Source organism: Nocardioides sp. SLBN-35 (assembly GCF_006715725.1).
Lineage (GTDB): Bacteria > Actinomycetota > Actinomycetes > Propionibacteriales > Nocardioidaceae > Nocardioides.
Genome location: NZ_VFNU01000001.1, coordinates 2,339,569 through 2,362,207 on the forward strand (window position 1 = coordinate 2,339,569; position 22,639 = coordinate 2,362,207).

Annotated in this window: 18 protein-coding genes; 5 read left to right on the forward strand and 13 right to left on the reverse strand. The window is 73.3% G+C overall.

The genetic code is table 11. The features are described 5' to 3' along the window. Positions 1-5: 5 nt before the first annotated feature. The 7 genes from FBY23_RS11350 to FBY23_RS11380 all read right to left on the reverse strand — a co-directional run bounded on the left by FBY23_RS11350 (position 6) and on the right by FBY23_RS11380 (position 11,418). A complete protein-coding gene (locus FBY23_RS11350; RefSeq protein ID WP_141798242.1) occupies positions 6-992 on the reverse strand; it encodes a MoxR family ATPase in 987 nt (328 codons plus the stop codon). Positions 993-1,043: 51 nt separating this feature from the next. Further along, positions 1,044-3,611 carry a fibronectin type III domain-containing protein gene (locus tag FBY23_RS26835; protein ID WP_141798243.1) on the reverse strand — a complete coding sequence of 856 codons (2,568 nt, stop codon included), beginning with the start codon at positions 3,609-3,611 and terminating at the stop codon, positions 1,044-1,046. A gap of 136 nt (positions 3,612-3,747) precedes the next feature. Beyond that, entirely contained in the window at positions 3,748-8,010 is a 4,263-nt protein-coding gene (locus tag FBY23_RS11360; protein WP_141798244.1) for an FtsK/SpoIIIE domain-containing protein, read from the reverse strand. Positions 8,011-8,108: 98 nt separating this feature from the next. Beyond that, entirely contained in the window at positions 8,109-8,372 is a 264-nt protein-coding gene (locus FBY23_RS11365; protein ID WP_141798245.1) for a hypothetical protein, read from the reverse strand. 70 nt (positions 8,373-8,442) lie between these two features. Beyond that, positions 8,443-10,035 (reverse strand): peptidoglycan-binding protein, encoded by a 1,593-nt coding sequence (locus FBY23_RS11370; protein ID WP_141798246.1) that lies wholly within the window; start codon positions 10,033-10,035, stop codon positions 8,443-8,445. 193 nt (positions 10,036-10,228) lie between these two features. Next, positions 10,229-10,498 (reverse strand): hypothetical protein, encoded by a 270-nt coding sequence (locus tag FBY23_RS11375; protein ID WP_141798247.1) that lies wholly within the window; start codon positions 10,496-10,498, stop codon positions 10,229-10,231. 80 nt (positions 10,499-10,578) lie between these two features. Then, the gene (locus FBY23_RS11380; protein WP_141798248.1) at positions 10,579-11,418 is read right to left on the reverse strand and encodes a hypothetical protein; all 840 of its coding nucleotides are present in this window, start codon (positions 11,416-11,418) and stop codon (positions 10,579-10,581) included. 55 nt (positions 11,419-11,473) lie between these two features. On the opposite strand from FBY23_RS11380, the gene FBY23_RS11385 reads away from it, so the two are divergent. Next, complete coding sequence (locus FBY23_RS11385; RefSeq protein ID WP_260805909.1) at positions 11,474-12,889, forward strand: MFS transporter; 1,416 nt, start codon at positions 11,474-11,476, stop codon at positions 12,887-12,889. A gap of 12 nt (positions 12,890-12,901) precedes the next feature. Here the strand turns inward: FBY23_RS11385 and FBY23_RS11390 are convergent, their stop codons facing one another. Genes FBY23_RS11390 through FBY23_RS11400 form a run of 3 tightly spaced genes read right to left on the reverse strand, consistent with a single transcriptional unit; the run spans position 12,902 to position 17,332 of the window. Then, positions 12,902-16,084 (reverse strand): DEAD/DEAH box helicase, encoded by a 3,183-nt coding sequence (locus tag FBY23_RS11390; RefSeq protein WP_141798250.1) that lies wholly within the window; start codon positions 16,082-16,084, stop codon positions 12,902-12,904. A gap of 57 nt (positions 16,085-16,141) precedes the next feature. After that, positions 16,142-16,675 carry a hypothetical protein gene (locus FBY23_RS11395; RefSeq protein ID WP_222117797.1) on the reverse strand — a complete coding sequence of 178 codons (534 nt, stop codon included), beginning with the start codon at positions 16,673-16,675 and terminating at the stop codon, positions 16,142-16,144. Positions 16,676-16,729: 54 nt separating this feature from the next. Then, a complete protein-coding gene (locus tag FBY23_RS11400; protein ID WP_141798251.1) occupies positions 16,730-17,332 on the reverse strand; it encodes a cob(I)yrinic acid a,c-diamide adenosyltransferase in 603 nt (200 codons plus the stop codon). Positions 17,333-17,495: 163 nt separating this feature from the next. On the opposite strand from FBY23_RS11400, the gene FBY23_RS11405 reads away from it, so the two are divergent. Continuing rightward, complete coding sequence (locus tag FBY23_RS11405) at positions 17,496-17,828, forward strand: STAS domain-containing protein (protein ID WP_260805910.1); 333 nt, start codon at positions 17,496-17,498, stop codon at positions 17,826-17,828. Positions 17,829-17,937: 109 nt separating this feature from the next. After that, positions 17,938-19,977 (forward strand): protein meaA, encoded by a 2,040-nt coding sequence (locus FBY23_RS11410; protein WP_141798253.1) that lies wholly within the window; start codon positions 17,938-17,940, stop codon positions 19,975-19,977. Positions 19,978-20,081: 104 nt separating this feature from the next. Here FBY23_RS11410 and FBY23_RS11415 read toward each other — a convergent pair whose 3' ends face one another. Beyond that, positions 20,082-20,441: an ArsC/Spx/MgsR family protein gene (locus FBY23_RS11415; RefSeq protein ID WP_260805911.1), complete on the reverse strand. Its 360-nt coding sequence runs from the start codon at positions 20,439-20,441 to the stop codon at positions 20,082-20,084. Between the two features lie 85 nt (positions 20,442-20,526). Here FBY23_RS11415 and FBY23_RS11420 point away from each other — a divergent pair, with 85 nt between their 5' ends. Together FBY23_RS11420 and FBY23_RS11425 are read left to right on the forward strand one after the other, a co-directional pair. Next, positions 20,527-20,733, forward strand: a complete 207-nt coding sequence (locus FBY23_RS11420) for a hypothetical protein (protein WP_174245202.1) — start codon at positions 20,527-20,529, stop codon at positions 20,731-20,733. Between the two features lie 33 nt (positions 20,734-20,766). Then, the gene (locus tag FBY23_RS11425; RefSeq protein WP_141798255.1) at positions 20,767-21,291 is read left to right on the forward strand and encodes a ferritin; all 525 of its coding nucleotides are present in this window, start codon (positions 20,767-20,769) and stop codon (positions 21,289-21,291) included. 3 nt (positions 21,292-21,294) lie between these two features. Here FBY23_RS11425 and FBY23_RS26415 read toward each other — a convergent pair whose 3' ends face one another. Continuing rightward, positions 21,295-21,918 (reverse strand): DUF952 domain-containing protein, encoded by a 624-nt coding sequence (locus FBY23_RS26415; RefSeq protein WP_222117798.1) that lies wholly within the window; start codon positions 21,916-21,918, stop codon positions 21,295-21,297. A gap of 11 nt (positions 21,919-21,929) precedes the next feature. Next, positions 21,930-22,628: an endonuclease NucS gene (gene nucS / locus FBY23_RS11435; RefSeq protein ID WP_141798256.1), complete on the reverse strand. Its 699-nt coding sequence runs from the start codon at positions 22,626-22,628 to the stop codon at positions 21,930-21,932. Between the last annotated feature and the right edge of the window lie 11 nt (positions 22,629-22,639).

The following is a 22,639-nucleotide window of genomic DNA, read 5'->3' on the forward strand; positions in this document are numbered from 1 at the left end:
CAGGCTCAGGCGTCGTCGGGGCGCGGTGCCGGGACGGTGTCGAGCACGTCCTGCACGATCGACGCCGAGGTGTGCCCGGCCAGCAGCGCGTCGCGGGCCAGCACGACGCGGTGCGCGAGCACCGGCTCGGCGAGCCGTTGCACGTCGGCGGGCACGACGTAGTGGCGGCCGCGGGCAGCGGCGTGCACCTGCAGGCAGCGGACCAGCGCACGCAGCCCGCGGGTGCTGGCACCGATCCGGACCCGCTCGTCCTCGCGCAGCGCGACCCCGATCGCCCGCACGTAGCGCAGGATCGGCTCCGCCACGTGGAGATGGCGCAGCTGGGCGGACATCGCCGCGACCCGGTCGGGCGTGGTGACCGGCTTGACGTCCTCGACCCGCCCGGCGCTGCTCCCGGGCCGCAGCACCTCGATCTCGTGCTCCGCACCCGGGTAGCCGATCGCCGTACGCACCAGGAACCGGTCGAGCTGCGCCTCGGGCAGGCGGTAGGTGCCGTCCTGGTCGAGCGGGTTCTGGGTGGCGATGACCACGAACGGGCTCGGTACGTCGTGCGGGGTGCCGTCGACCGTGACGGTGTGCTCCTGCATCACCTCGAGCAGCGCGGACTGGGTCTTCGCGGCCGCCCGGTTGATCTCGTCGGCGAGCAGCACGTGGGTGAACACCGGGCCGCGGCGGAAGCGGATCTGGCCGTCGCGCGGGTCGAACACGGTGGTACCGGTGACGTCGCTGGGCAGCAGGTCGGGCGTGAACTGGATCCGGCTGACCTGGCCGCCGAGGGCGTGCGCGACGGCGCGCGCGAGGGTCGTCTTGCCCGTGCCGGGGACGTCCTCGAGCAGCACGTGTCCCTCGGCGAAGGTCGCGACGAGCACCAGGTCGATGACCGCGCGCTTGCCGTGCACGGCGATCTCGACGGCATCGCCGAGCTGCTCGTGCAGGGAGCGGAAGTCGGCGATGTCCTCCTCGGTGAGGGGACGGGGCGGTGCTGTGGTCACGGGGGCTCGCTTCCGGTGTTCGGGGGTCAGGGAGGCGGTCGGGTGCGGCGGTCAGGGGACCTGGCAGCCCTCGCACAGCGTGTCTTGGCGGGTGGTCCAGGTGTAGCGGGCGCTGTCGACGGTGCCGGACCCGTTGCTGGCCGTGAACGTGATCGAGTGGCCGACGTTGCCGGAGTTCGGCTGCCAGATGTAGCCGTTGTCGATCGGGACGGTCAGCGTGGTCGCGTCGCACGGGAGGGTGCCGGAGCGGTCACCGTTGCGGTTGCCGGAGTGGGTCCAGGTGCAGGTGCCGCCGAAGGTCTTCCAGCTGTCGGGCGGGTTCAGGGTCAGCACCGTGTCGCCGAAGCCCTCGACCCAGATCGGGTCGGTCTTCTCGGCGGTGACGTGCTGCTGGCCGCCGGCCGGCAGCGGCGGAGGGGGCAGCGGCGGTGCGTTCGCCGCGTCGGTCGCCGCCGGGCCGGTGCCGATGGCGTTGGTCGCGGTGATGCGGACGCTGAAGTCGCCGACGATGCCACCGCACTCGGCCCCGCCGTCGGGGTTGTAGCAGGACCAGGTGAAGCTCGCCGAGCGTACGTCGCCCGCCACGTTGCGGACCTGGTCGCCGTCGGGCGAGGACACCGAGACGGTGTAGCCGGTGACCGGCGAGCCGTTGTCGGGTGCCGCGTCCCAGGTGACGGTGCCGACGTACCGCTCGATCTTCCAGTTCCCGCGCCACTCGCCGGTGGCGGTCACGTTGGCCGGGGCGCCGGGGGCGCCGGTCGTGGAGACCGTGTTGGACGCGGCCGAGCGGGCCCGGTCGGAACCGGAGACCGCGCTGACGGTGAACGAGGCGGAGCTGCCGGCGGCGATGGTGACCATGGCCTGGCGGCTGCTGCCGTCGACCGTGGTCAGGTCGCCGCCGCCGACGAGGGAGACGACGAACGACGTCGCGGTCGGCCCGCCGTGGCTCCAGCTGACCGTGACCCGGCCGTCGGCGCCCGCGACCGCGGACACGCCGGTGGGTGCCTGAAGCGGTTCCGCCGGGGTGGTGGGCGTCGTGGGCGTCGTGGGTGTGGTCGGCGGTGGGGTCGGGTTCGTGGGTGTGGTGGATGTCGGGTCGGTGGGCAGGGTGCCCGCGTCGGTGGGGCTGCTGGTGCCCTCGCCGGGGCCGGTCGAGCCGCCCGGGTCCCGGGGCCCGCCGGTCGGGCCGCCGGTCGGGTCGCCCGTCGGGACACCGGTCGGCTTGCCGCCCGGGTGGTCGCTCCGGTCGTCGCTCGGGTCGTCGCTCGGGTCGTCGCTCGGGTCGTCGCTCGGGTCGTCGGTCGGCTTGTCCTCGCCGCGGCCCTGGTTCGGGTTCTTGGCGCCGGGCACCTGCGGCTGCAGGGCGGTGCAGTCCACGACCGGGCACTTGTCGCGCCCGTCGTCGTTGCGGCTGCCGCCGTTGTCGTCCGGCACGAACGGGGCCGTGTCGTTGGCGGTCTTGCTCGGCGTCTCGATCGGCAGCTGGTCGTCGTCGCGCTGGATCGTGTCGAGGCTGCCGTCGGGGTTGACCACGGTCGCGTGAGTGGTGCCGGGGGCGTTGATGATCAGCCGGCCGTCGTCACGCACCAGCTCGGGGGTCTGCGCGCCGGGCGTGGGGATGTCCTCCCCGGCCCGCTTGCCGTCGGCGCGCAGCCGGAGCACCTTGCCGACGCCCTGGCAGGGCACGTAGACGACCGACTCGTACTCCTCGGGCGTGCCCGGCTTCGCGCAGTCGACCTCGGCCACGTTGACCTCGTTGACCTTCTCGGGCGTGACGATCACGACCGTGCCGGTGTCGGGTGCCGAGACCGGCACCAGGTCCTCGGGGGCCGACTCCGGCGCGACCAGCCGGCCGGAGAGCCGCGGCGCGTCGGCGGAGAAGTCCGCGTCGGTGCCCGCGCGTACGACGATGCCGTGGTCCGCGCCGAACACGGTCGCGCCCAGTGCGTGGGTGACCAGCACCGACTGCGGCCCGGACTGGTCGATCGCCTCGGAGGAACGGGTCGTGAACTCCTGCTGCTCGGGCGACCAGGTGAGCTCGTGCAGCGTGCCGTCGTCCTCGAGGGCCCAGACGGTGCCGGCGTCGTCGATGCCCACGTCGGCGAGGCCGGCGGGGGAGGCCCAGATGGTGCCGATCGCCTCCGTCGAGACGGGGTCGATCGCTGCGATGGTGGAGGCCTTGTCGTCGACCAGGAACAGCTGGTCGCCGTGATGCAGGGTGTGGACCACGCCGCCCTGGGTGATGCTGCGCTGCCCGGAGATCAGGATGCTGGTGAGGTCGAAGGCCATCAGCTGGCCGGTCGTGTGGTTGAGGACGTAGAGCTGGCCGTCGTACTGGACGATCTCGAGGTCGTCTCCGGGCGCGCCCACCTTGAGCGCGAGCTCCGGGCGCCCGGTCGACGGGTTCACCTGGATCACCCGGCCGCTGGGATCGTCGGAGAGCCAGGTGAGGCCGTCGGCGACGTTGACCCCGGTGCTGGAGATGCCGTTGCCGACGAAGACACCGGCGACGAGCGAGAAGGAGACCACGACGACCGCGATCTCGGCCGATCCCTTCGTGTTGTGCCGCCGGCCGCGGCGGCGCGCGAAGGCCACCAGCCTGCGCAGGCTCCCGATCACCGTACGTCTCCCTCGTCCCTGCCTCGATCAAGGTGCGGACGGGCATCGTCCGCGGGTCGTGCTCCGGAGTCAAGCAGACCGGGGCCATCCGCAACATGCCCCGCGGGACCAGGACGGAACCTTCCGGCTCGCCGCCTCACCCGGCACCTGCCGCCGCCACGGGGTCGGCGCCGACGAGCTGGGCGACCCACGTGGCCCCGCCGTCGCACCACAGCCCGCGTCCCGGACCGCTGAGCGGCTCGGAGGTCTTGGTCGGCACGGTGACGCCGAGGACGTCGCCGTCGCCCCACTCGGGCTGGAGCAGGAAGCCGCGTCGCTGGGCCCGGGCGAGCTCGACCAGTCCCGGTCCGGTGCCGCGCTGGCGGGCCGCCGCGACGTCGGCGGTCAGCACCAGGGCGACCCGGCCGCGGTGCTCCTCGAGCAGCCCCAGCAGGCGGTCACGGGCCTCGCCGGCGGGCGGCCAGGCGTCCACGTCGTCGGCGAGCAGCAGGCACCAGGACTCCGCGGCGGGTGCGGCGGGCGCGGCGAGCCACCCCTCGACGCCGGCCAGGGCGTCGTCGTACGACCTCGCGCGGACGATCCGGGGCGCGTCCTCGCCCCCACGGACGAGCTGCGCCAGGCCCTCGAGCGCCGACGTACGGCCGCTGCGGGCCCGCCCGGCGACCAGGACCGGTCCGGCGAGCAGGTCGACGTCGAGCACGGACACGGCGTCGGCGTCGACCGCGATGGTCACCCTCGCGCCGGCCGGTGCGGGCAGCGCGGCGGGTTCGAGGCGGGCGGGCATCGGCGGCACGGGGGCCCGGCCGCGGTCGCGGACCCGGTCGGCGAGACGCTCGGCGAGCCGGCGCAGGTGCTCGGCCTGGCGCGGGCTGCCGGCGCCGCCGGTGGTGCCGACCTGCACCTGGCGACCCTCGAGGAGGCCGCTGCCGGCGGGGCTGTCGGCGTCGAGGACGTTGCCGGGTACGCCGAGCAGCAGGTAGTCGTCGGCCGTGGTCATCCGCAGCACCAGCCGGCGCCCGAAGCTCGCCGCGACGGCGGTCGGCACGCCGGTCCGCCCGGGGGCCGTGGCGACGACATGGATGCCGACGCGGCGCCCGACCTGCAGCACCGTGCGCAGCTGCTCGGCGTGGGCCGGCGCCACGCCCCCGCCGCCCTCGAGGCCCTCGACCAGGCTGGGCAGGTTGTCGACGAGGACGTAGACCCGGGGGAGGTGGACGCCGAGGGCGGCCAGGTCGTCGAGGTCGGCGCAGCCGCGGTCGGCGAGCAGCTGGGTCCGCTCCTCCGCCGTACGGCGCAGCAGGCGGATCAGGCGCAGCACCCGCCCGGTCTGGGTACCCGGGATGACCGCCTCCACGGTCGGCAGCTCGGACAGCACCGCCAGCCCGCCACCGGCGTGGTCGATCGCGTAGAGGTACGGCGGCGTTCCCGACTCGCCGGTCGCGTCACCGAGCGAGGCGGCCGCGGCGACCGTGCGCAGCAGCTCGGTCTTGCCCGAGCCGGAGGCACCGTGGACGAGCAGGTGGCCCACCGTGGCGAGGTCGAGGAGCAGCTCGGGTTGGGCCTGCCGGTCCGGCTCGTCGACCCGGCCGACGACCAGGCGGCCGGAGCGTCGCCCGGTCCCGGCCACCGCCAGGTCGTCGAGGACCAGCTCCTCCGGCAGGGTCGGCAGCCAGGGCCGCTTCGGTGTGGCCGCGCCGGACTGCGCGAACGCGCGCCGGATCGTGGCGACGCAGCGCTCGAGGTCGGTCCGCGGGTCGAGGCGCCCCTCCCCGGCGGCGGCCGTGGCGGGCTGGTCCTCCGCGGAGAAGGCGTGCACCAGCACCGGCGGCTCGTCGTCGCGCAACCGGGCGCGGGCACCTGTCCAGGCGCTCTGGACCAGCTCGGCGGTGCCGTGCCCGGTACGCCGGATCCAGGCCCGGCCGGGCGTGCGCCGGGAGATCCGGGCGGCCTCGGGGGTGTCGATGACGTCGCGGGAGTCGTCGGCCGAGGAGACGCGCAGCGAGATCCGCAGGTCGGAGTTGGCGCGGATGTTGCCGGTCACCACGCCGGCCGGTCGTTGGGTGGCGAGCAGCAGGTGCATGCCGAGCGAGCGGCCGCGCTGGGCGATGTTGACCATGCCGTCGACGAACTCGGGCACCTCGGCGGTCAGCGCGGCGAACTCGTCGACGCAGATGAGCAGGCTGGGCGGCGCCACCTCGGGATGCTCGGCCTCGAGCTGCACGAGGTCCTTGACGCCGTACTCCGCCAGCAGGTGCTCACGGGCGGTGATCTCGGCGCCGAGCGAGGTCAGGCCGCGCGCCACGAGGGCGGGGGTGAGGTCGGTGATGTAGCCGACCGTGTGCGGCAGCTCCGCGCACTCACGGAACGCGGCGCCGCCCTTGTAGTCGACGAGCAGGAAGTTGATCCGCGACGGCGCGTTGTTGAGCGCCAGACTGCAGATGAGCGACTGCAGCAGCTCGCTCTTGCCGGAGCCGGTGGTGCCGGCGACCAGGCCGTGCGGGCCGTCGTCGCGCAGGTCGAGGGTGACCACGCCGTCGACGCCGGTGCCGATCTGGGCGCGCAGGCCGCGCGCCTGCTGCCAGCGGCGCAGCACCGCGGTGGTCTCGTCGAGGTCCTCGAAGTCGCTGCTGAGGTCGGGCAGGCGGACCACCGACGGGATGGCGGTGCTGGGAGGCAGCACGGCCGCCTCGTCGACGTACCCGGTCATGGTGCGTGCCGACTGCCAGGCCTGGTGCAGCGAGACGTCGTCGGGTACGTCGAGCCCGGCGACGCCGGTGCGGTCGGCCGAGGCGACCTGCTGTTGGTCGAGGTCGACGAGCAGGCTGGTCGCGGCCGGCACCTCGTCGCGGGTGCGGCCGAGCCAGACCAGGTGCAGCTGCCGGGCGCCCGCCTCGGCCGCCACCGCCTCGACGGTGCGGCGGGGGACACCGGCGTCCTCGTCGACCAGGCAGATCGTGTGGCCGCGCTGGCCGTCCTCGCTGACCAGCCGGTCGAGCAGGGCGGTCGAGGCCTGCGGCCCGATCGCGACCGGGGCCTCGCCGCCGATCCGGGCGGTCACGTGCGGGAGCCAGCGCAGCCATGCCTCGTGGCCGGCCCGGCCGCGACCGAGGCAGGCAGCGACCGACAGGTCGGCCGGGGAGTGGTCGAAGGCGAGGCGGAGCAGGGCGGCGCGGACCAGCGCGTCCACCGGTGCGGGGGCGCCGGTCACCGCGACGAGCGGGTGCGCCGCGAGGTCGGCCACGACGGGCAGGCCGGCGAGGTGGTCGCGCCGTGCCAGCTCGGCGACGACGCCGCGACGTGCCGTGCGATCGCCGCCGTCGCCGATCGATCCGGTCAGCAGCGCCGGCACCGTCCCGGTCCCGAGCCGGGTGGTCAAGAAGCCCTCCCGCTCGGCGGCCCGCGCCCACAGGTACCGGTCGCGGGCGGCCGCCCGCTGCCTGACGACGTCGGTGGCCGGGTAGTCGTCCTCGAGCCGCTGCCGTTGCCGGGCCGCGGCGTCGTCGATCGTGGTGAGCAGGCCGTCGACGTCGGTGCGCCAGTCGGCGAGCTCCTCCTGGAACTGCCGCTCCGCGGCCCGGCGCTGCTGGCGCCAGCCGAGATAGCCCATCAGCGGCCAGGCCAGCATGTAGATCAGCGCGAAGGCCGTGCGGGTGCGGCTGAACAGCGCGAGCCCCATCACCATCGGCAGCGCGAGCATCGCCCAGGGCAGCGGCGTCGGCCGGACCTTCGCCGGCGGCGACGGCAGCTCGAGGACGCCCTCGGCCAGCGGGTCGCCGAACCGGGGCGGACGGAACACCGCCACCGCCGGCTGCTCGGCGGGGGAGTCGCCGCGGTCGACGACCAGCGTGGTGGCGCCGATCCGGACCGGCACACCCCAGTCGAACTCCCGGCCGGCGACCACGCGCTCGCCGGCGACCGTCGTACCGTTGGCCGAGCCCTCGTCGTGCACCGTCGGCCGGACGCCGAGGTCGATCCGGGCGTGCCGCTGGGAGACCAGCGGGTCGGTGAGCCGCACGGTGCAGTGCTGGCCGCGGCCCAGGGTGAGCGAGCTGCCGCGGACATGGGTCCGGTGCCCGCGGTCGGGACCGGCGACCACCCGCACCACCGCCCGCGGCCGGCGCAGCGCGCCGCTGCGCTCGCGCCACGCCGACCCGGCGACCACGACGTCGACGAGGTCGCCGGTGTTGAGGCCGCACTCCGCGAGCGGACGGTCCGGCGGCCAGGGCTGGTCGCCCTCGAGTGGGACCACCTGGAGCTGGTGCTGCTCGGGCGCCAGGTGCCGTCCCAGCTGGTCGGCGAGGTCCGCTACGGTCGCGTCCTCGCGGGCCCGGACCACGACGTCGACCGACGGCAGCCCGCTCTCAGGGGCGGTGCGCAGGGAGAGGGTCCAGGTCGGCATCGGTGGCTCCTTCGTCCGGGCTTGCTGGGAGCTCGTCGAGCAGCCACGGAGCGAGGAACTCGCCAGCGCTCGCGGCTACTCGACGAACTCGGCGGTCGTCAGTGGGAGACCTGCTCCTGCTCCTGGGCCTGGTTGTTGATCAGCGAGCCGAACTCCTGCATGGACTGGCTGACCTTGCCGAGCATGGGGACGTACTCCGACTTCCACGAGTCGCGGGTGCGCTCGGCGTCGGGGCCGACCCACTCGAAGCCGTCGATCACCTGGGTCATCCGCGCGGTGAGCGCGTCCAGCTCCTGCGAGCCCTGCGAGACCTGCTGCGACGCCTGGCGACCGGCCTCGACGTCCATTCCCTTCATGGCCATGGTGGTTCTCCTGTTCTGCAGCGGGTGCTGCGGTTGCTACGGGTGGATGGGGTGGTCCTGAGCCGGTTGCTCAGTGGCCGGTGCCGAGTCGGCTCCGGACGTGTGCGGTGGCCTCCGCGGCCGTGACGACGCCGTTGCGGTCGATGTCGAGCTCGCGGTTCTGGTGGTAGGCCGTGGTGCCCTGGGTGAACAGGGCGTCGTCGCCGGACGCGGGGTGGCCGGCCAGGATCGAGGTGTAGAGGCTGTCCAGGTCGCCCACCCGGCCACGGTGGCCCTCGAAGTAGCGCTCGACGTAGGTCAGCTGCTCGGTGGGCGTCATCCGCGACAGCGCGTCGGTGCTGGTGCCGAGCCCGGTGGCGGTGCGGTCCATGAACTGGATCAGCCCGGTCGCGCCGCTGCGTGGGTTCTCGACGGACGGCGAGAAGGTGCCGCCGGTCTCGAAGCTCATCGCTGCCAGCAGGTGCTCGGGCTGGGCGCCGATGCGCTGCGCCACGCCCTCGACCTCCCGCAGGAACTCCGGCGTCACGTTCGCGTTGCCGCGCAGCCCGGCGATCTGCTCGTAGTCGAAGCCGTCGGGCGAGCTGTAGCCGGAGCCGTGCCGGATCTCGAGCGGGTGCGCGGCCCGGTAGGCGTCGTAGGCACGCTCGGTGTCGCGGCCCCAGACCCCGTCGACGCCCTGGGTGTCGTAGCCCGCGTCGGTCAGCAGCTGCTGGACCCGGCGCACCTCCTCGCCACGCGACCCGCGGCCGTTGCGGGAGCCGAGGTCGTCGATCTCCTTGTTCGTGGACCCGGAGCGCCCGGCCAGCGCCGCGCCGCCCAGGCCGGCCGCGGCCGCCCCGCCGCCGATCGCCGCCGCGGCGCCGTACGACGACTGCTCGCTCGCCCTCGGCTGCGCGGTGCCGCCGAACCCGGCGTCCTTCGCGTCCCTGGTCGCCTCCGCCCCCGGGGTGGCCCCGCCGAGCCCGCCGTCGGCCGGCTGGGTCGCCGTGCCGTGAGGGCTGAGGGGGCCCGTGCCGGTGCCGGTGCCACCGTCGACCGAGCCGGTGCCGAGCCCGGGCGCGCCTGCGCTGCCGGCACCGCCGCCCGCGGGCACACTGCCGGCGCCGCTGCCGGCGCCCCCGTCGATGCCGCCGTCGATGCCGCCGCCGGTCGTGCTCACCAGGACCGGCTCACCCGCCGTACGGGTGGGCACGGGCTGGGCGACGGCGTGCCCCTGGCCGTCGATCCCTCCGCCGACGGGGGCCGACGTGCCGTGGCCCGGGGTGCCGGAGACCGGCATGGTGCCGGGCGCGCCGCCACCGATGATGTCGCCGCCGGCGTACGGCTGCGACGACGGCGGCAGGACCGGCGTCTGGTAGATCGGGAGCGAGCCGAGGTCGACGGTGGCGCCGTTGCTGACCTCGTCCTGGGCGTCGGCGTTGGCCAGCAGCACCTGCGCGAAGGCCTTGAGCGCCATCGAGATCCGCTGGAGCCACGGCAGGACCGTGGTCTCGAGGTACTGCGCGTAGGCCAGGCTCGCGCCACCGCTGAAGAAGGCCGCCGCGCGGAGGACCATGATCAGCGCCCGGACGAACGCGATGATCTGGTCGATCGTCTCCGCGCCCTCCTGGAACTCCTGCCCCACCTCGCGGAGCTCGTCGGTGTCTGCGCCGAGGAACGCCATGGTGATCTCCCTTTCGTCGGAGGGTCTGGTGCCGGTCGCCGGACCGGACGCCGTGGACGCTAGGCAGCCGCATGCCCGCCGGTCGAGGGATCCAGGGGCGGAAGGTTCCGCCTTGTCGCCGCGCTCCTGGGCGGGCCTGGACGCACGAGAGGGCCGCCGGCAGTGCCGGCGGCCCTCTCGGGTGGGGTGCGGGTCAGGCGCTCGCGGCGTCCTGCCGGTCGGCGTGGGCGGCGAGCACCCGCGCCTGGTCGCGCAGCGTCTCGGCGGCGTTGGTCGACTCCGGCACGAAGGACGACGCCATGTCCTCCATCATCCGGTCCATGTCCGGCCCGACCCAGTTGGTCGCGCCCAGGCGGGCGTACAGCCCGCTGCACACGCCCGAGGCCTGGCTGGCGTGGCTGTCCATCCGCGCGGACGTCTCCCGCGCGTGCTCGGTGTCCATGCCCTGCATGCTGCTGCTCATCGTGGTCTCCTTCGCTCGTGACGTGGCCCGATCGGTCGTTGTCGCGAAACGGTAGGGACGCGCCGGGCGCGGCACCAGCGTCAGGCGGGCGGAAGGTTCCGCGCCGTCGCGGCCCTCTCGACCGCGTCGAGGTCGTCGGCGGTGACCAACCGGACCTCCGCGGTACGACGGCCGATCGCGAACCGCACGTTCTGCGCGCGCCCCTTCGTGCGGCACGGGTCGTCCTTGGGCCCGAAGGCGAGCATCGACACAGAGCGGATCGCGTCGTCGACCCGCTGCGCGCGGTCGAGGTTCCACGCGTAGCCGTGCCAGTGCAGCACCCGCTCGTAGATCTCCCGGTTGGACGGGGGGCGCGGGTAGTCGTCGGTGCCGGTGAGCCACGGCTCGGCGAGCGCGAGTGCGACGTACCACTCCCGCGACAGGCGGGGCAGGCTGGGCGCGGGGGCGGTCGCCGTACCGTCGACGTCGGTGTCGGGCGCTTCGGCGACCGGCCGGCGGGGGGCGGCCGGCGCGGAGGCCTGGACATCGACGACGATGGTCAGGTCGTCGTAGGTCCCCGTCGTGGTCTCGCGGCCGCGGAGCACGACCAGCTGGTTCTCGCCCTCGTCGAGCAGGAGCGACATGCCCTCCACCAGCGTGACCCGCCGCGCGCCGCCCGGGGCGTCGAACAGGCTCGCCACCTGGGTCTCACCAGCGCCGTGCCAGCGCAGCCGGGCGATCTCCTCACCCACGACGAGCTCACCGAGCAGGCGGGAGACGTGCGGGGCGCAGCGCGGCAGCGCGATTGCCGTCGTGCGCAGTGCGTCGTCCGGGCTGTCGAGCGGTACGGCGTGGTGCGGCGAGCGCCCGAACAGCAGCGTCTCGCCCGAACCGAGCGTCACGGTCGGCAGGCCGGCACACCTCAGTCCCACCCTCAGCATGGCGGCATCCAATCACAGCCCCCTCACCAACTCCCGTCTCCACTACGCTCGGCAAGTGGATCCGACCTGCGCCGAGGTCACCGTCGGGTCGCGGACCGGTCGCACGGTCCTCGCCGCGGCGATCCTGGGCTCCTCGCTGGCGCTGCTCGACAGCACCGTCGTCAACGTCGCCCTGCACCGGATCGGGGAGGACCTCGAGGCCAGTCTCGGCGAGCTGCAGTGGGTCTCGAACGGCTACCTGCTCAGCCTCGCCTCGCTCACCCTGCTCGGCGGCTCGCTCGGCGACCGGTTCGGGCGACGCCGGATCTTCATGACCGGCGTGCTCGGCTTCGCCCTCACCTCGGTCGCGTGCGGTCTCGCCCCGACTGCGGAGGTCCTGATCCTCGCCCGGATCGCACAGGGCGTCGCCGCCGCATTGCTCGTGCCGGGCAGTCTCGCCATGATCCAGGGCTCGTTCGCGCCCTCCGACCGGTCCCGAGCGATCGGCACCTGGTCCGGGCTCGGCGGCGTCGCTACCGCGATCGGCCCCTTCCTCGGCGGCTGGCTGGTCCAGTCGGTGAGCTGGCGCTGGGTGTTCCTCATCAACCTGCCCGTCGCCCTGTTCACCCTGGCCGTCGCCCGCCGAGTCCCCGAGACCCGCGACCCGTCGGCGGTGCGGGGCTTCGACCTCTCTGGCGCGGCGCTGTGCACCCTCGCGCTGGGCGGTCTCACCTATGCGCTGATCGAGTGGCGGACCGAGCCGACGGTCGCCGTCGTCGCGCTCGTGGTCGGCCTCGTGGCCGGGGTCGCCTTCTGGTTCGACGAGCGCCGCTCGCACGCGCCGCTGCTGCCGCCGGGGTTGTTCGCCTCACGTCAGTTCAGCGCCGCGAACGCGATGACCCTGCTGACCTACGCCGCGCTCGGCGGCGTCCTCTTCTTCCTCGTCCTGCAGCTGCAGACCGTCGCCGGCCTCGGCCCGCTCGAGGCCGGCCTGTCCACGCTGCCGATCACGATCGTCATGCTGCTGCTCGCCGGTCGCGGGGGCGCCCTCGCCGGCCGGATCGGTCCGCGCCTGCCGATGACCGTCGGCCCGCTGCTGTGCGCGGTCGGCGCCCTGCTGCTGAGCCGGATCGACGCCGAGCTCGACTACTGGACCGAGGTCGCCCTGCCGCTGACCGTGTTCGGGCTGGGGCTCGCCTCGCTCGTGGCCCCGTTGACCGCGGCCGTGCTGGCCGCCGTACCCGACGAGCACGCCGGTGTCGCCTCGGGCGTCAACAACGCCGTCGCCCGCGCCGGCTCGCTGCTCGCGGTCGCCGCCCTGCCGCTCGTGGTGGGGCTCGCGGGCGCCGACTACCAGCGCCCGGAGGTCTTCGATGCCGGTTACCGCACGGCGATGCTGTGCTGTGCCGGCCTGCTGGTCGCCGGCGGTGCGCTGTCGTGGCTGCTGATCCGCAACCCGGCGTCCGAGGTCAGCGCCGCTCCGGCGCCCTGACCGGCACCGACGTCACTCCTCGAACAGACCGCGGATGTCCTCGGCCCCGATCGACGTGCTCATCGCTCCGTCGCCGTCGATGACCTGTGCGAACAGCTCGGCCTTGCGGGCCTTGAGCTCCATCACCTTCTCCTCGATGGTGTCGGTCGCGACCAGCCGGTAGACGTGGACGTGGCGCGTCTGGCCGATCCGGTGGGCGCGGTCGACGGCCTGCGCCTCGGCGGCGGGGTTCCACCACGGGTCGAGCACGAAGACGTAGTCGGCCTCGGTGAGGGTCAGGCCGGTGCCGCCGGCCTTGAGGGAGATGAGGAAGACGGGGGAGGCACCGGAGCGGAACCTGTCGATGACGCCCGCGCGGTCGCGGGTCGTGCCGTCGAGGTAGGTCGTCGCGATCCCCACGTCGTCGAGGCGCGAGCGGACCCGGGTGAGGAAGGACGTGAACTGGCTGAACACCAGAGCCCGGTGGCCCTCGGCCGTGATCTCGGCGAGGTGCTCGACGAGCACGTCGAGCTTGGCGGAGCCGACGCTCTCGTGCTCGTCGTCGACGAGCGCGGGGTCGAGGGCGAGCTGTCGCAGCTTGGTCAGCGCGCTGAAGATGGCGACCCGGTTGCGGTCGAAGTCCTCGACCAGGCCGAGGATCCGCTGCCGCTCCTTGGCCAGGTGGGTGTCGTAGATCCTGCGGTGCGCGGCGTCGAGGTCGACCTGGAGGACCTGCTCCTGCTTGGGCGGCAGGTCGTCGGCGACCAGCTCCTTGGTGCGCCGCAGCAGGAACGGCCTGATCCGCGCTCGGAACCGGTCGAGCACGACCTGGTCGCCGTCGCGCTCGACCGGCCGCACGACCTTGTCCTGGAACGTGCGCGGCCAGGGGTACAGGCCGGGCACCGTGATCGAGAGCAGCGACCACAGCTCCATCAGCCGGTTCTCGAACGGCGTGCCGGTGACGGCGAGGCGGAACGGCGCGTCGATGGTGCGGATCGCCTGGTAGGTCTTGCTCTGGTGGTTCTTGGCCTGCTGCGCCTCGTCGAGCACCAGCCCGGACCAGGCCAGGTCGGCGTACTCCTCGTGGGCCAGCCGGAGCAGGGTGTACGTCGTGACGACCACGTCGTGGTCGCGGGCCAGCGCCGCCACGTCGTCGGTACGACGCGAGGCCACCGCGACGCGCAGGCCCGGCGCGTGCCGGGCGGTCTCGGTGGCCCAGGCGGTGACGACGCTGGTCGGGGCGACGACGAGGAAGGGCGCGTCGAGAGGACGTTGGGCGCGGGCGTGGGTGATGAGGGCGAGCACCTGGAGCGTCTTGCCGAGACCCATGTCGTCGGCGAGCACACCGCCGAGGCCGTGCTGCCACAGGAATGCCAGCCACCAGAAGCCCTCGCGCTGGTAGCTGCGCAGGTCGGTGACCAGGCCGCGCGGCTCGGGTCGCGGGATGTCGGTGAGGTCCCGCAGCGCCCGGGCCCGCTCGACCCACGCGGCGACCTGGGCGTCGACGAGACCGGTCTCGGCGAGCTGGGCCCACAGGCCGAGGTCGTGGTGGCCGATGCCGATCCGGTCGCCCTCGCGCTCGCGCAGCTCGGCGGCCGCGGTGACCACCTCGCGCAGCCGGTCGAACTCGGGGCGGTCGGTGGTCACGTAGAGCCCGCTCGGCAGCACGAGGAACTCCAGGTCGAGGGTGAGGGCGGCGAGGACGTCGGGCAGCGGGATCTGCTCGCCGTCGACGCTGACGGTCACGGCCAGGTCGAGCCAGTCGGTCGTGCTGGACGTCGTGCTGGAGTCGGGCTCGACCAGGTCGAACCGGATCTCGGGCGCCACGTCGGCCTCGCGGAAGTCGGGCCGCTCCTCCTCGACGACCCGCACGCCCTCCGTCTCGCGCAGGTGCGGCAGGTCGTGGATGGCCAGGGTGAGGGCGTCGCCGTCGATGAGCGTCGAGACCTGCAGCAGCGCCGGCGGCACGGTCGCGAGCAGTGCCTGCTCCGCGGCACGGTCCCTGACCCCGCCGAGGGAGTCGCTGCTGGTGAGCGGGCGGCTGCGCTCCGGGTCGGCGCCGTACTGCCAGTGCCACGCCAGGCCCGCCTTGGTCGAGGTGTGCCACGAGACGGTCAGCACCAGTGTCGGCGCCAGCGGCTCGGGCAGCTCGACCGACGACGCGTCCGCGCGCACCGGCACCAGCCGCATCAGCCCGGGCAGCGTCTCGCGGAAGTCGGCCAGGTCGGCGGGCGGGACCAGGATCGGCGGGCCGTCGACCAGGTGGCGCAGCGCGGGCGGCACCGGGGTCGTGGTCGCGGCGATGAGGAGGTGGCCGCTGTCGTCGAGCAGGCCGACGACCGACGCGGGGGAGCCGACCAGCACCACGGACTCGTCGCGCCAGGTCCGCTCGGCGAGGGTGACGACCGCGCGCATCGTCGTACCGCCGTCGACGTCGCCGAGCTCGGCGACCACCTCGGCCGGCTCGTCGGCGACCTCGACGGAGACCAGTGGCCGGGCGGCCAGCAGGGTGACGCCGGCGTCGCGGGCGTTGCGCAGGGCGCGGACCACCTGGTCGCCGAACTCGTCGAGCGCGGGGGAGACCCCGGCGGAGTAGTAGCCGCGGTGGCCGGCCCACTGGGTGTGCAGCGCGGCGAGCGCGTCGGCCTGCCGCTGCACGAAGCCGCGCGGGCTGCCGGCGACGTCATTCCACTCGGCGCCGCTCTTGATCCACGGCTTGCTCTTGCCCTGCCGCAGTGGCCGGACCCGCAGCGTCGGGCCGGCGGCGCGGTAGCTGCCGCGACCGCGGTCGAGGGTCACCTCCAGCGCGAGCGGCACCTCCTCGCGCACCGACGGCTGCTGGCGCGCCAGCTCGCCGACCAGCCGCTCCACCGAGCGTCGCCACGCGGCCTCGCCGGCCGGCTGGGTGAAGGTCTGGCGCAGGCTCAGCGCCAGCGCGGCGCCGTGCTTGCACACCGAGCGCACCGGGCAGGTGCACACCGTGAACACCCAGCCGGCGTAGCTCGCGTTGGGTGCCTCGACGTGCAGCTGGACCTGGTACGGCGCCTCCCGGCTCCCGAGGACCTCCGCCGTCGCCGTGACCGACGCCGCCGAGCGCATCCCGATCTCGGGACGCCGGACGCCGCCCGCAGCGACGATCGAGCGGGCACGCTCCAGCGTCCCGGCGTCGAAGTGGCGCGCCAGGAAGTCGTCGGTCAGCTCGGCGAGGACGTCCACGGTTCCCTCATCGTGGCACGCACCTGCGACGAAGGCCGGATCGCGGCGGGACGAGCCTCACCGACCGGTGCGACGGCGCTTCCCGGTGCCCTCGGGGAACGGCCAGGGCAGCGTGATCGAGCCGCCGACCGGCAGCCCCGACCAGCGGGCGGCGAACTCGTCGTACCGCGCGAACAGCCGCTCCAGCAGCGCCGGGTCGACCTCGCTGTCCTCGACCCGCCCCGGCCATGCCGGGTCCGGGCGCCGCCGCCCGCGCCCGACCTCCCACAGCGCCACCGTGAGGGACGCGAGCCGCTCCGAGCGCGCCATGTCGGCCGACTCCTCGGGGGTCGGCTCGCGTCGCCTCCTCGACGAGGCGCGGCGCGCGGCCGGGTCGGCCGGCCAGAACAGCCCGTCGTCGCCGTCGGCCGCCGCGAGCCGGCCGTAGACGCCGCCGCGGATGCCGTCCTCGACCTCCACCAGCAGATGCGCGACGTCGTGGGGCACGGCGTCGCTGTGGCCCGGTCCGTTGCGCGGCGCGAGAGCCGCGCCGACCGAGCGGTCGACGGCGATCTCGTAGCGCCCGGCGAGCTTCGTGAAGGTCACGTCCACCGCTGCATCGTCGGCAGTGCGGACCGCCGGGTGCAACGGGTTATCCGCGGCGCCTCAGCTGGTCTGCTCGCGCTCGTCGGAGTAGCCGCGGTCGCCGCCGGGCACCCACAGCACGTCGCCGACCTCGCGGTTGGCGTGCCGGGCCAGGATGAACAGCAGGTCGCTGAGCCGGTTGAGGTAGGTGATGGCGAGCGGGTTCATCGTCTCGCCGTGCACGGCGTTGGCCGCCCACGCGGCCCGCTCGGCACGTCGTACGACGGTGCGCGCGACGTGCAGCTGCGCCGCCGCCGGGGTGCCGCCGTTGAGGATGAAGGACCGCAGCTTCTCGAGGTCCTCGTTGAAGTGGTCGCACCACCTCTCGAGCCGGTCGATCGAGGGCTGCTCGATCCGCAGCGGCGGGTACTCCGGGTCGGCCACCACCGGGTTGCACAGGTCGGCGCCCACGTCGAACATCTCGTTCTGGACGTGCGTGAGCACGGCGACGACGTGGTCGCTGAGCCCGCCGGTCGCCACGGCCACCGCGATCTGGGCGTTGGCCTCGTCGACGGTCGCGTAGGCCTCGAGCCGCAGGTCGGTCTTCGACGTCACGCTCATGTCGCCCAGGCGGGTCTCACCGGCGTCGCCGGTGCGCGTGTAGATGCGGGTGAGGTTGACCATGGCTCGCAGGGTAGCCGGGGCTGCGGCACGAAAAAGTTCGGCCCGGCATGCAACCGATCGGACTGCCGGAGCGTCATGGTGGGTAACAGGCGTGTGGGGCGCCTGCCCAGGACGATCTCGGGAGGGAACCATGGCAGCACGACAGCTCACGCACCCTTCCGTCGTGCGCAGTTCCGTCGAGCATGTCCTCGGCGAGCCCGTCCTGGTCCTGGCCGGCGACCTCGACGTCCGCAGCACGGGCGAGCTGCGCGCCGCCGTCCACGACCACATCCACGCCTGCGGCACCGACCTGATCAGCCCGGTCGTCATCGACATCAGCGCTGTCCGCTCGGTCGACGCGACCGCGCTCAAGGTGATCGCCGCCGCGAGCCGACAGGCCCAGCGCTACGGCGTGCGCGTGGTCCTGCGCGGCGCCCGGCCTGCTGTCCGGCGGATGCTCCACCTCACCCACCTGATCCGGCTGATCGAGCTCGAGCGGGAGCCGATCCCCGCCTGAGCGCGGGCCCGGTCGCCGTGTCAACGCCGCCTGCTCGGGGGCGGCGTTGTGGAGAACCCCACACGGACGGCGGTTACCAACAGGTAGGGATCGGCCTACGCTTCGGCGTATGAGCACCTCGCCCGACGCAGCCGGCCCCGCCGGGAAGGCATCGCACGCCAAGGACCGCCCCTGGGTGATGCGGACCTACGCCGGTCACTCGACCGCCGAGGCGTCCAACGCCCTGTACCGGACCAACCTGGCCAAGGGCCAGACCGGCCTGTCGGTGGCCTTCGACCTGCCCACCCAGACCGGCTACGACCCCGACAGCCCACTGTCGCGCGGTGAGGTCGGCAAGGTCGGCGTACCGGTGCCGCACCTGGGCGAGATGCGCAAGCTCTTCGACCAGATCCCCCTCACCGAGATGAACACCTCGATGACGATCAATGCGACCGCCATGTGGCTGCTCGCGATGTACCAGGTCGCTGCGGAGGAGCAGAACCCCGACTCCTCGCCGTCCGAGGTCGCCCACCAGCTCGCGGGCACGACGCAGAACGACATCATCAAGGAGTACCTCTCGCGCGGGACCTACGTGTTCCCGCCCGAGCACTCCCTGCGCCTGATCGGCGACATGATCGCCTACACGGTCCACGAGATCCCGAAGTGGAACCCGATCAACATCTGCAGCTACCACCTGCAGGAGGCCGGCGCGACGCCGGTGCAGGAGATCGCGTACGCCATGTGCACCGCGATCGCCGTCCTCGACCAGGTGAAGAACTCCGGACAGGTCTCCGACGACGACTTCGAGAAGGTCGTCGGCCGGATCTCCTTCTTCGTCAACGCGGGCGTGCGCTTCGTCGAGGAGATGTGCAAGATGCGCGCCTTCGTCGACCTGTGGGACGAGATCACCCGGGAGCGCTACGGCGTCACCGACGAGAAGATGCGCCGCTTCCGCTACGGCGTCCAGGTCAACAGCCTGGGCCTCACGGAGGCGCAGCCCGAGAACAACGTCCAGCGCATCGTGCTCGAGATGCTCGCCGTGACGCTGTCGAAGAAGGCCCGCGCCCGCGCCGTCCAGCTCCCCGCGTGGAACGAGGCCCTCGGCCTCCCGCGCCCCTGGGACCAGCAGTGGTCGCTGCGCCTGCAGCAGGTCCTCGCCTTCGAGTCCGACCTGCTGGAGTACGACGACATCTTCGACGGCTCGCCCGTCGTCGAGGCCAAGGTGCAGGAGCTGATCGCCGGCGCCAAGGCCGAGATCGACCGGGTCCAGGCGATGGGCGGCGCGATCGCCGCCGTCGACTCCGGCTACATGAAGCAGGAGCTGGTCTCCTCCCACGCCCGCCGCCGGGCGGCCATCGAGGCCGGCGAGGAGATCATCGTCGGCGTCAACAAGTTCGACACCACCGAGCAGAGCCCGCTCACCGCGGACCTCGACGGCGCGATCATGGTCGCCGACCCGGAGGCCGAGAAGTCGGCCCTCGCCTCGGTCGAGGCGTGGAAGGCCCAGCGCGACGCCGGCGAGGTCGAGGCCGCTCTCGCCCGGCTCGCCGAGGACGCCAAGTCCGGCACCAACCTGATGGCCGCCACCCTCGCCGCCGCCCGTGCGGGCGCGACCACGGGGGAGTGGGCCGGCGTCCTGCGTGAGGTCTTCGGCGAGTTCCGCGCCCCCACCGGCGTCGCCGGTGCGGTCGGCGTCGCCGAGGCCGGTGCCGAGCTGACCGCCGTCCGCGAGGCCGTGCGCGCCACGGGCGAGGAGCTCGGGGGCCGCCTGCGCCTGCTGGTCGGCAAGCCGGGCCTCGACGGCCACTCGAACGGCGCCGAGCAGGTCGCCGTACGCGCCCGCGACGCGGGCTTCGAGGTGATCTACCAGGGCATCCGGCTGACCCCGGAGCAGATCGTCGCCGCCGCGGTCGCCGAGGACGTCCACTGCGTCGGCCTCTCGATCCTGTCCGGCTCCCACATGGAGCTGGTGCCCGCCGTCCTCGATGGTCTGCGCGCGGCCGGGATGGGCGAGGTCCCCGTCATCGTCGGCGGGATCATCCCCGAGTCCGACGGGAAGGCGCTGATCGAGCAGGGCGTCGCCGCGGTCTACACGCCCAAGGACTTCGGGCTGACCGAGATCATGGGCGGCATCGTCAACGTTATCCGCAGGGCCAACGGCCTGGGGTGAGACCGCCGCTCACTTGTAACTAAGTGTTACAGCACTGATTTGGTGCCTGTGGGGCCAGAGTGGTGGATATCTGTGCTGTAACACTTAGTTACATGACCCGTCGGTCACTCGGCCGCGATCACCCGGGACAACGACTCGGGGTCGCGACCGACGACCGTCGTACCGTCCGAGGCGGTGAGGATCGGGCGCTGGATGAGGCGCGGGTGCGCGGCCATCAGGTCGAGCCATGCCGCGCGCTGCTCGGCCGCCCGGGCGGGCAGCGTGACGCCCAGCTTGCCGGCGTCCGCCGTACGCGCGATGTCCCAGGGCTCGAGGCCGAGGCGGGCGAGCACGTCCTCGAGCTCGGTGATGGTCGGCGGCTCGTCGAGGTAGCGGCGGACGGTGTAGTCGACGCCGGCGGCCCGGAGTTCGCTCTCGGCGGTGCGGCACTTGGAGCAGGCGGGGTTCAGCCAGATCTCGATCACGACCGGAACCCTAGTAGTCCGCGGCACATGTGAGCCGCGTCACGTCGGTTAGGTCTGCCTACCCTCAATCGCTTACCCTCGTCGTGTGGGCAAGGACAAGAAGAAGTCGAAGGGGAAGGTGCGCAAGCTCCCCAAGACGAAGTGCTGCGTGTCGAAGTCGCGCTGCGGTCGCTGCCCCCTGCGGATGCTCAAGGAGGGCACCCTCCCCGAGGGCTACACCGTCAAGAAGCGCGTGCTGGTGCGCTCCGACGGCAAGAAGGTCACCAAGAAGAGCCTGCAGAAGGCCGCCTGAGGCTCGCTCACGCCGCCGACTAGGCTGGCGCCCATGGCCGCACCCCGCTTCACCGACCAGCTCAATGTCCAGATCGGCAACGAGTTCGCCGCGCACAACCAGTACCTCGCGTGCGCCGTGCACTACGACGCGCTGACGATGCCCCAGCTGGCGGCCTTCTTCTACGCCCAGGCGCTCGAGGAGCGCCTGCACGCCATGATGATGGTGCAGTACCTCCTCGACACCGACGCTCCCGTGAAGATCCCGGGCGTCGAGGCGCCGGTCGCCGTCTTCGACGACGTCGTCGCGCCGATCGAGCTGGCCCTGGAGCAGGAGAAGCGGGTCACCGAGCAGATCAACGGCCTGCTGCGCATCGCCCGCGACGAGTACGACTTCGCCTCCGAGCAGTTCATGCAGTGGTTCATCAAGGAGCAGGTCGAGGAGGTCGCGACCATGAACGACCTGCTCGCGGTGGTCACCCGCAGCAAGGACGACATCAACGCGATCGAGGACTGGGTCGCCCGGGAGCAGGGCGCCGGCGACACCGACCCGACCGCTCCGCCGGCCGCCGGCGCCTGACGCTCAGCGTCCGGCGCGCGGGTGCCGCAGCCGGTAGACCCCTACTGCCAGCACCACGCCGAGCGCGATGCCCAGCAACCCGCCGAGCGCCGTACCCGCGGCGATCGGCAGCGTGCTGCCGAGGGCCGTGCCCGCCACAGCGACCAGCAGCACGATGCTGAGGACGGCGACGTTGAAGAACACCTCGCGGAAGTAGACGCGGGAGAAGCTCTCGGTCGGGCGGTCCGGAACGTCCGGGCGGTCCGGGCGGTCCGCGACGGGTGCGGGCTCCGGGGCCGGCGTCGGCGCGGGCTCGGTGGATCGCTGCGCCGCGAGCGGGATCGCCTTGACCACCGCCGTCACCGGCAGCGGTCCGTAGATGTGGGGGAAGGTCTCGCCCGCGCCCGGGAACGGCTCCTCGTCGACCACGGGTACGTCGAGCACTCCCGGGTCGATCTGCAGCAGCACCATCGGGTCGGTGACCTCGCCGTAGAACCGGTCGCGCACGCCGGTCCACTGATCGGCCCGGCTGGCGTGGATGAAGCCCTCCTCGGCAAGGCTGCGACCGAGCGTGGAGGTCGTGTAGGAGCCCGCGCGCTGAGCCTCCTCCCAGTCGCGGAGCAGGGCGAGGTGGAAGATCGGCGTCATGGCGCGGCGGCTCAGAAGAGCCGGTCCTCGGCGTTGTCGAGACCACGCAGCGCGTCGTAGTCGACCACGGCGCAGGCGATGCCGCGGTCCTCGGCGAGCACGCGAGCCTGCGGCTTGATCTCCTGGGCGGCGAAGATGCCGCGCACCGCGCCCTTGCCGGTCAGCAGCGGGTCGCGGTTGAGCAGGTCGAGGTAGCGGGTGAGCTGCTCGACGCCGTCGATCTCCCCGCGGCGCTTGATCTCGACCGCGACCGAGAGGCCCTCGCCGTCGCGGCACATGAGGTCGACCGGGCCGATGGCGGTGGGGAACTCGCGCCGGACGAGGGTCAGGCCGGCGGACAGCGTTCCGGGGTGCTCGGCGAGCAGCTCCTGGAGGTGCTTCTCGACGCCGTCCTTCTGCAGCCCGGGGTCGATGCCGAGGTCGTGCTTCGTGTCGTGGTGAATCTCGTCGATAAGGATCCGCAGCGTGTCGGGCGTCTGGCCTTTCGGCGCCTTCGCGGTGACGGTCCACTCGACCCGGCCGTCCTCGGCCTCGCCCTCGCGGACCGTGCACGGCGGCGACATCCAGTTCAGCGGCTTGTAGGAGCCGCCGTCGGAGTGCACGAGCACCGAGCCGTCGGCCTTGAGCATGAGCACCCGGGTCGCCATCGGGAGGTGCGCGGTCAATCGGCCTGCGTAGTCCACCTGGCAACGCGCAACGACGAGTCTCACGGGCGACGAAT